The sequence below is a fragment of the Dietzia sp. CQ4 genome, from assembly GCF_014145125.1.
GTDB lineage: Bacteria > Actinomycetota > Actinomycetes > Mycobacteriales > Mycobacteriaceae > Dietzia > Dietzia natronolimnaea.
Genome location: NZ_JAALDZ010000160.1, coordinates 1 through 8,597, shown reverse-complemented (window position 1 = coordinate 8,597; position 8,597 = coordinate 1). Strand labels below are relative to the sequence as shown.

Genomic DNA, 8,597 nt, shown 5'->3' with positions numbered 1-8,597 from the left:
CGCGGGCCGATCCGGTGGCTGGATGCGGGTCGACGGGGAGAACCTGGCCGCCGCGCCGGTCGAACGCGTCCTGCGACGCCATCCCGATCTGGTCGAGGTGGGCGTGTACGCCGTGCCGGCGGGCGAGGTGCGCGGACCGGGCACGATCGGCGACGCCGTCGCCGCGGCGGTCGTCCTGCGGGACGGGGCGGAACCGTCCGAGGTGGCGGCCGGCATGGGGGAGTTCCTCGCCGAGCAGTCCGACCTGGGTCCCAAGCAGTGGCCGTCGCTGTTGCGGGTGACCGCGGGGCTGCCGCGCACGGCGAGCTTCAAGTTCCGCGCCCGCGACCTCACCGCGCTGGGCCCCGACCCCGCCGGCGACCGTGTGTGGGCGCGTGTGGACGGTCACAGGACGTTCACGCCCGTGTGAGGTGGCGGTAGGTTCTGCGTGTGAACTCCGCTGCACACCCGAGGCCCGAGGGGGACGACGACGACTTCGGCGTCCCCGCGCTACCCGAGAAACCGCTGCTGCGCGGGTGGATCCACGCCGGGACGCTGCCGGTGGCCGTGGTCCTCGGCGTGGTCCTCACCGTCCTGGCGGACGGGACCGCGCTGAAATGGGCGTGCGCGGTGTTCCTGGCCACGTCGTCGCTGCTCTTCGGGATCTCGGCCCTCTACCACCGCCGTACCTGGGGCCCGGAGGCCACCGCGCTGTTGCGCCGGCTGGACCACTCGAACATCTTCCTGCTCATCGCGGGCACCTACACCCCCATGACGGTCGCCGCGCTCGACCCCCCGGCCAGCACGATCCTGCTGGTGATCGTGTGGACGGGCGCGCTGATCGGTATCGCGTTCCGCCTGTTCTGGTTGTCGGCGCCCCGGTGGTTGTACGTGGTGCTGTACATCGTCCTGGGCTGGACGGCGGTGTGGTTCGCCGGCGACCTCGTCGAGGCCAACCTCGTGGGGGTCGCACTCGTGGTCGCCGGCGGCGTGGCCTACACGGGCGGGGCCGTGGTCTACGGGCTCAAGCGGCCGAATCCCGTTCCCGGGGTCTACGGCTTCCACGAGGTCTTCCACACCTGCACGGTCATCGCGTTCGCCTGTCACTGGGCGGCGATGTTCCTGTTCATCACGCAGTCCTGAGCCGCCCCACGGCGCGTGGGCGGGCATCCGCGGCCGCGCCTGTACGCCCAGAACACAGCCGCCCCCGGCGATGAACTCTCGCGTGCGCATCGGTGCGGGCGAGGGTTCATCGCCGGGGGCGGCAGTGAAAGAAATCCGGACGCGCGCTGACGTCAGCCCAGGATGGTCAGCCCAGCGTGATCAGCCGAGGGTGGTCAGCGTGGTCAGCCCAGGGTGCCGCGCAGGCGCTCCACCGCCGCCTCGTACTCTCTCGCGATCTGGGCCATCGTCTCGGCGACCGGGACGACACCCTCCAGGGAACCGATGATCTGGCCCGCCGGCATGGCCACGACCTCCGGATCCTGCGCCTCCGAGATCCGCTGGTGCGCCTCCGCGACGAGGATGTTCTGCAGCGGCATCGGCAACGGACTCGGCGCACCCTCGGCCGCCCACGCCTCGGTCCACTTGCTCTTGAGCAGGCGCGCGGGCTTGCCCGAGTAGATGCGGGTGCGGACGGTGTCGGCACTGGTGGCCGCGACGAGCGCCTCCTGCATCGCCTTGGAGCCGCCGTCATCGCCGTACTCCGCGGCGGTGAGCCACCGGGAGCCCATCCACGCCCCCTCGGCGCCCATGCCGATCGCGGCCGCGACCTGCGAGCCGCTCCCGATCCCGCCGGCGGCCAGCACGGGCGCGCGCCCGTCGAGCGCAGCGACGATCTCCGGCACCAGAACGAGGGTCGCGACCTCGCCGGTGTGGCCGCCGGCCTCCCCGCCCTGGGCGATCACGATGTCGACGCCGTTGTCCACGTGCGCGAGCGCGTGCTTCTTCGCACCGGCGAGCGCGGCGACCTTGATCCCGTTGGCGTGCGCGAGGTCCACGATGTGCTTGGGCGGGGAGCCGAGCGCGTTGGCGATGAGCACCGGGCGGTGCTTGAGCGACATCTCGACGTGCGCTTCGGCGACCGAGTGGAGCCACCCCAGGACACCGGCGTTGTGCTCGGCGTCGTCACCGAGGGGCGGCACCCCGAGGTCGTCGAGGACCCGGGAGACGAACGCCTTGTGCTCCTCGGGGATCATCGCGGCGATGTCGGTGGTGCTGCCCTCGGTGGGTACCTTGTTCGGCATGACGATGTCCACGCCGTACGGCTTCCCGTCCGTGTTCTCGTCCATCCAGGTCAGGACCTCGTCGAGCTCGGCCGCGTCGTTGTAGCGGACGCACCCGAGGACGCCCATGCCGCCGGCGCGCGTCACCGCTGCGGCGACCGCCTTGGACGGGGTGAAGGCGAAGACCGGGTACTCGATCCCGAATTCCTCCGCGAGTGGGGTACGGATGCTCACTTGCTGATCTCCTGGCTGTCGTCTGCGGGGCGGGACGCGGCGATCTCCGCGGCCCATCGGTAGTCGGGTTTGCCCGCGGGATTGCGCTTGACCGATTGCTCGACCCACAGCGCTCGCGGGCACTTGTAGCGGGCGATCTCTCGCCGCGCGTGGTCGTTCAGCTCGTCGATCGGCGGGCACTTGCCGTCACGCGTGTGGAGCACGGCGGCGACCTTGTGGCCCATCCGCTCGTCGGGGACGCCGATCACGAGCGCGTCGTACACGTCGGGGTGCGTCTTGAGGGCGGCCTCGACCTCCTCCGGGTGGACCTTCTCGCCTCCGGTGTTGATGGAGACCGATCCGCGGCCGAGCATCGTGACGGTGCCGTCCTCCTCGACCCGGGCGTCGTCACCGGGGATCGAGTAGCGCTTCCCGCCGTACGTCTTGAACGTGGCCGCGGTCTTGACCTCGTCCTTGTAGTACCCCACCGGGATGTGCCCGGTGCGCGCGACCTTGCCGATGACCTCGGAACCGGGCTGGACCTCGTTGCCCTCGGAGTCGAGGACCGTCGTCTCCCCGTCGATCTTCACGCGGGGTCCACCGGTGTGGGTCTTGCCCTTCTCCGCGAGCGCGATCCCGGAGAAGCCGGTCTCGGAGGACCCGATCGAGTCCGAGAGCATGACGTTCGGGAACGCCTCGATGAACTGGTCCTTGACCGAGGGCGAGAACAGGGCCGCGGAGGACCCGATGTAGAACAACGACGACGAGTCGTACTTCTCCGCGTCCCATGCCTCGATCAGGGGACGCGCCATGGCGTCTCCCGTGATGAACAGGAGATTGATCTTGTGCTCGGTCACGGTCCGCCAGACGGTCTCGGCGTCGAACTCCGGGATGAGCACGCTGGTGTGGCCGGCGAACAACGCCATGAGGATCGCCCACTGGGCACCACCGTGGATGAGCGGGGGCAGGGCGGCGCGGACCAGGACGCCACCGTCGACCGCCTTGTTCGCCAGCTCCCACTCGTCCGCGACCTTCTCACCGGTGAGGAAGTCGATGCCGCCGCCGAGGACCATGAACACATCCTCCTGACGCCACATCACTCCCTTCGGGGAGCCCGTGGTGCCGCCGGTGTAGAGCATGTAGATGTCGTCGTTCGAGCGTTCGTCGAAGTCGCGCTCCGGCGACTGCGCCGCCAGCGCGTCGTCGTAGTGGGCGACGGAGACCCCGTCGGGCGTCTGCGGGTCAGGGGTGTCGGTGCCGTCCTCGATGACCAGGCAGTGCCGGACCCCCGGCGTGTTGGGCAGGGCCCGGGCGAGGACGTCCGAATAGCGCCGCTCGTGGACCACCACGACGGAGTCGGAGTTGTCGAGCAGGTACTCGAGCTCGGCCGGGACGTACCGGTAGTTGACGTTGACCATCACGGCGCGGATCTTGAAGATCGCGACCATCGCCTCGACCGCCTCGATGGTGTTGCGGCTGTACACCGCCACCTTGTCGTCGGGTCCGACACCGACGGACCGGAGGTGGTGGGCGAGCCTGTTGGCCCGCTCCTCCAGTTCCCTGAAGGTGAACGACCGACCCTCCTGGACCAGGACGACCCGGTCCGGAACGCGATCGACACTGTGCTCGACGAGATCTCCGATGGTGTACGCCATACACCCAAAGTAGAACGTGTTACCGTCGGCCGTGGGCGAAAGCCGTGAACCCGTGTAACTAATTTTTGGAGGCCCGATGACCCGCGTCGAGACGCCCGAGGACCAGCACCTGCTCACCGAGCGGCGTGGACACGTCCTGGTGGTGACCATGAACCGCCCCGAGGCGCGCAACGCGCTGTCCGGGCCGATGATGCGCGGCATGGAGGCGGCGTGGGATCTGGTGGACTCCGACCCGGACATCCGCGCGTGCATCCTGACCGGCGCGGGCGGGTACTTCTGCGCGGGTGCGGATCTCAAGGCGATGAACAAGGACGCGCCGGGCGACAAGTTCGCGGGTGGGGGTTGGGACCTGACCCGTCTGCCCGCGCTGCTCAAGGGGCGCCGGCTGAGCAAGCCGCTCATCGCCGCGGTCGAGGGCCCGGCGATCGCCGGCGGGACCGAGATCCTGCAGGGCACCGACATCCGGGTCGCCGGGCGCTCCGCCAGGTTCGGCGTCTCCGAGGCCCGCTGGGGCCTATACCCCCTCGGCGGCTCCGCGGTGCGACTCGTGCGTCAGATCCCCTACACCGTCGCGATGGAGGTCCTCATGACGGGCCGCCATCTCACCGCCGAGGAGGCGGAGCGGTTCGGGCTGATCGGCCACGTGGTCGAGGACGGCACCGCCCTGGACAAGGCCCTGGAGATCGCCGGGCTCATCGCCGCGAACGGGCCCCTCGCGGTGCAGGGGATGATCGAGACCATCCGGCGCACGGAGGGCATGCACGAGGAGGAGGCCTTCCGCGTCGACGCCGAGGTCGGCGGACGGGTCTTCGCCTCTGCCGATGCCAAGGAGGGCCCTCGCGCGTTCGCGGAGAAGCGCAGGCCCGAGTTCCGCGGGGAGTGACCGGGCGCCCGGACCCGACTAGAGCCCCAGCCGGGTCCGGGCCTTCATCACCCCGAGGTACCCCGAGGCCAGCCTCTTCTTGCCCGCGGTGAACGGGGGCGCGAGCACCCGGGAGACGTTGACGTCGTAGGAGTGCATCGCGACGGCGCGCTCGTGGGTGAACGTCCGGAATCCGTAGTGCCCGTGGTAGCCGCCCATCCCCGAATCGCCGACCCCGCCGAAGGGGACGGCCGGGGAGGCCATCCCGATGCCGAAGTCGTTGCCGTAGATGTTTCCCGAGCGGGTGCGGTCGGCCACGGTGTCGAAGCGGCTGTTCTTCTGGCCGTACCAGTACAGGACCAGCGGGCTGGGCCGCTCGTTGATGTAGCGGACCGCCTCGTCGAGGCTCCGGTATCCGAAGACCGTGAGTACGGGCCCGAACACCTCGTCCGAGTCGATCTCCATCTCGGGCGTCACACCGGTGAGAAGGGTGGGTGCGATCTTCCGGACACCCGCGTCCGGCAACCGCTCCCCCGCCGGGGCGGCGTCGCGCCTGACGGCACCCTTGGCCACGGCGTCGTCGATCAGGCCAACGACGCGCTCGTAGTTGGACGTGTTGACGATCGCGGTGTACTCGGGGTTGCCCACGATGGCCGGGAGGGTCCTGCGCCACTGGTCCAGGACGGTGTCGCAGAACCTGTCCACCTCCGCCCGGGGGACGAAGACGTAGTCCGGGCACATGCACACCTGGCCGCCGTTGATCATGCGGGATGCCGCGATGCCCCGCGCGGCTCGGTCGAGGTCGGCGCTGGTGTCCACCACGACGGGGTTCTTGCCGCCCAGTTCGAGGGTGACCGGGGTGAGGTTGGCGGCGGCGTCCCTGGCGACGGACCTGCCGACGCCCGGGGAGCCGGTGAAGAACAGGTGGTCGAAGGGCAGACGGGAGAAGTCCGAACCGCGGCCGTGTTCGGGCCCCGCGACGGCCAACTCGTCGACGGCGAAGTACTCGGGCGCCCGGCTGCAGAGCACCTCGGTCGTGCGCGCGGTGACCGACGACGGCCGGAGCATGACCCGGTTGCCCGCGGCGAGCGCCGACCCGGCCGGCACGATCGTCAGGTACAGGGGGAAGTTCCAGGGGCCGATGATCCCGACGACGCCCTTGGGGTCGTGGCGGACCTGCTGGGTGAACCCCACCGCGTCGAGGGCTCGGGAGACCCGCTTCGGCCTCATCCACCTGGCGAGGTGGCCGCGCTGATGATCCAGGTCCGGGATCGATGAGGCGATGTCGGTGATCGTGGAGAGCGTCTCGGGTCGGCACCCGTAGTCCTCGCGGATCGCCTCGGTGAACTCGGCCGCGTTGTCCAGGACGAGGTGCTTGAGCCGCTGGATCCGATCTCGCCGTATCCCGGCCTCGGGCTGCGGGTCGGCGAGGAACGCCTGCTGCTGCCGCTCGAGGATCTGGGCGAGCGTGAGATCACGGGCGGTCGGGGTACTGGTCATGCGTCCAGGGTAGTGAGCGGCCCCCGTGGCCGGTGGGTAACCGGGCCGGCGGGCGTCCGCCCGATACGGCTCACCGGGCGTCCGCCCAGTACGGATCCTTGAGCTTGCGCTTGACCAACTTGCCGTTGGCCTGCCGGGGCAACTCCTCCACCACGTCGATCGACCGCGGCATCTTGAACTTGGCCAGTCGGCCGGAGAGGTCCTCGAGGATCTGCGACTTGAGGTCGTCGGACTCCACGTAACCCTCGGCCAGCTCCACCACGGCCTTGACCTCCTCGCCCCAGTCGGGGTGCGGGATGCCGAACACCGCCACGTCGCGGACGGCGTCGTGACGGGTCATCTCCGACTCGATCTCGGCCGGGTAGATGTTCACCCCGCCGGAGATGATCATGTCGTTCTTGCGGTCGCACAGGAACAGATAACCGTCGGAGTCCACGTAGCCGATGTCGCCCATGGTGAACAGCTCGCCGACGTAGGTCTTCGCGGTCTTCTCCGCGTCCTGGTGGTACTCGAACCTGGACCCGTGCATCTGGAGGTAGACGTTGCCCGTCTCGCCGGCGGGGAGCTCGTTGCCGTCGTCGTCGAGGATCTTCAGGGTCGTGGTCTTCCACGGCCGACCCACGCTTCCGGGCTTACGCAGCCACTCCTCGCCCGTGATGGTGCAGCCACCACCCTCGGTGCCGGCGTAGTACTCGGTGAGGACGGGTCCCCACCAGTCCAACATCGCCTGCTTGACGTGCTTCGGACACGGGGCGGCGCCGTGGACGATCGTCCGGAGGCTCGACACGTCGTACTTCGCGCGCACGTCCTCCGGCAGTTCGAGCAGGCGCGAGAACTGGGTCGGGACCATGTGGGACTGGGTCACCCCGTGGGCGTCGATGAGACGCAGCATCTCCTCCGGGGCCCACTTGTCCATGAGCACCACCGTCTGGCCCAGGTTGAGCGAGATGGCGACGAAGTTGAGGACGGCCGTGTGGTAGAGCGGTGAGCCGCAGATGTGCACGTTGTCCGCGCCCTGGATGCCGAAGCCGGCGAAGAAGAAGTAGTTGGGAACCGTCACCTGGTCGGGAGAGGCGCCGGTCAGAGGCCGGCGCACGCCCTTGGGGCGACCGGTGGTGCCCGAGGTGTAGAGCATCGGGGCGCCGAGGGTGCGGCCCGACGGCAAGGGGTCCTCCCCCTCGGCCGGGACGGCGAGCTCGGAGAGCGGCCGGAACCCCGGTACGTCCCCGATCGCGTAGCAGCGGGCGGGGTCGAGTCCGGCCTCGGCGGCGGCGGTGGTGGCCACGCCGGCGAACCTCTCGTCGGCCACGAACACCGTCGAGCCCGAGTTCTCCAGGATGTAGGCCACCTCGGGCCCGGTCAGGTGCCAGTTGGCGGGGGCCACGTAGAGACCGATCTCGAGGGCGGCGAAGTAGACCTCGAGGAACCCGATACTGTTCGGCGCCATCAGGACGATCCCGTCCCCGGCCCCCAGCCCCAGCGCGCGCAGGCCCCGCGCGTGGCCGTGCGCCGCGTCCACGAGCTCGCCGAAGGTCACCCGGCGACCGGAGGCCTCGATCACCGCGACGCGGTCCGGCTCGGCCTCGGCGATCCGGTAGACACTGGTCACGTACTCCCCGGTCCGGTTGTTCAGGACTCCGGTCTCGGTGGGAATGGTGGGTGTGGGTGCACTCATGACCCCAGACTAGAACGTGTTCCTGTCAGGGGTCCAGGGATTGACTCCGAGGACTATTCTCGACCCATGTCCGCAGACCCCTCCGGGACCCGGGCGATCCGGGCCACCGACGACGACCGCACCGCCGTCATCACGGCGCTGGATTCCGCACTGGCCAGCGGTCAGCTCGACCAGTTCGAGCACTACGAGCGGGTCCGGGTGGCCACGTCCGCCCGCATGGTCGACGACCTCCGACCGCTGTTCGCCGACCTCCAGGGGGTGAGGGTCCGGCTGCACGGCGACCGCGGTCCGACCCGGGCGGAGCCGGCCCGTCAGGGTCCGCCCTCCCCGTGGACCCCGCCGGCCACGGCGACCCGCCACCCGTGGGGCGTCCTCGCGGCGGTACTCGTGGGGGTCGCGCTGGTGACCGGGGTCGTCCTGGCGGTGTCCGCGTCGGACGACCCGGACCCCGTCGGCCGGGACGTGGCGGTCGCCGACCGGTCGGGCCG

At 70.0% G+C, this 8,597-nt stretch carries 7 protein-coding genes and 1 pseudogene; 4 read left to right on the top strand and 4 right to left on the bottom strand.

Annotated features, from left to right (window positions below; all coding sequences use genetic code 11):
* Together G6031_RS10115 and G6031_RS10110 are read left to right on the top strand one after the other, a co-directional pair.
* Positions 1–409: pseudogene (locus G6031_RS10115) on the top strand (acyl-CoA synthetase); the annotation flags it as partial.
* A 20-nt stretch (positions 410–429) separates the two neighbouring features.
* Positions 430–1,122, top strand: coding sequence for a hemolysin III family protein (locus G6031_RS10110; RefSeq protein ID WP_235027391.1), 693 nt, complete (start codon positions 430–432; stop codon positions 1,120–1,122).
* Between the two features lie 203 nt (positions 1,123–1,325).
* On the opposite strand, the gene G6031_RS10105 is transcribed toward G6031_RS10110, so the two are convergent.
* Positions 1,326–2,432 (bottom strand): nitronate monooxygenase family protein, encoded by a 1,107-nt coding sequence (locus G6031_RS10105; RefSeq protein WP_179526151.1) that lies wholly within the window; start codon positions 2,430–2,432, stop codon positions 1,326–1,328.
* A gap of 2 nt (positions 2,433–2,434) precedes the next feature.
* Positions 2,435–4,072, bottom strand: a complete 1,638-nt coding sequence (locus G6031_RS10100; protein WP_179524575.1) for an acyl-CoA synthetase — start codon at positions 4,070–4,072, stop codon at positions 2,435–2,437.
* A 76-nt stretch (positions 4,073–4,148) separates the two neighbouring features.
* Between G6031_RS10100 and G6031_RS10095 the strand changes: the two genes are divergently transcribed.
* Positions 4,149–4,955, top strand: coding sequence for a crotonase/enoyl-CoA hydratase family protein (locus G6031_RS10095; protein ID WP_179524574.1), 807 nt, complete (start codon positions 4,149–4,151; stop codon positions 4,953–4,955).
* 18 nt (positions 4,956–4,973) lie between these two features.
* Here the strand turns inward: G6031_RS10095 and G6031_RS10090 are convergent, their stop codons facing one another.
* Together G6031_RS10090 and G6031_RS10085 are read right to left on the bottom strand one after the other, a co-directional pair.
* The gene (locus G6031_RS10090) at positions 4,974–6,434 is read right to left on the bottom strand and encodes an aldehyde dehydrogenase family protein (RefSeq protein WP_182653192.1); all 1,461 of its coding nucleotides are present in this window, start codon (positions 6,432–6,434) and stop codon (positions 4,974–4,976) included.
* A gap of 70 nt (positions 6,435–6,504) precedes the next feature.
* On the bottom strand, positions 6,505–8,109 hold the full coding sequence (locus tag G6031_RS10085) for an acyl-CoA synthetase (RefSeq protein WP_182653191.1): 1,605 nt from the start codon (positions 8,107–8,109) through the stop codon (positions 6,505–6,507).
* Positions 8,110–8,175: 66 nt separating this feature from the next.
* Here G6031_RS10085 and G6031_RS10080 point away from each other — a divergent pair.
* Positions 8,176–8,597 (top strand): DUF1707 domain-containing protein (locus tag G6031_RS10080; RefSeq protein WP_182653190.1); only part of this gene is annotated, 422 nt, incomplete at its 3' end.

Coding starts and splice junctions, on each gene's coding strand:
- G6031_RS10090 (WP_182653192.1), bottom strand. CDS start 6,434: ATGACCAGTACCCCGACCGCCCGTGATCTCACGCTCGCCCAGATCCTC.
- G6031_RS10100 (WP_179524575.1), bottom strand. CDS start 4,072: ATGGCGTACACCATCGGAGATCTCGTCGAGCACAGTGTCGATCGCGTT.
- G6031_RS10095 (WP_179524574.1), top strand. CDS start 4,149: ATGACCCGCGTCGAGACGCCCGAGGACCAGCACCTGCTCACCGAGCGG.
- G6031_RS10085 (WP_182653191.1), bottom strand. CDS start 8,109: ATGAGTGCACCCACACCCACCATTCCCACCGAGACCGGAGTCCTGAAC.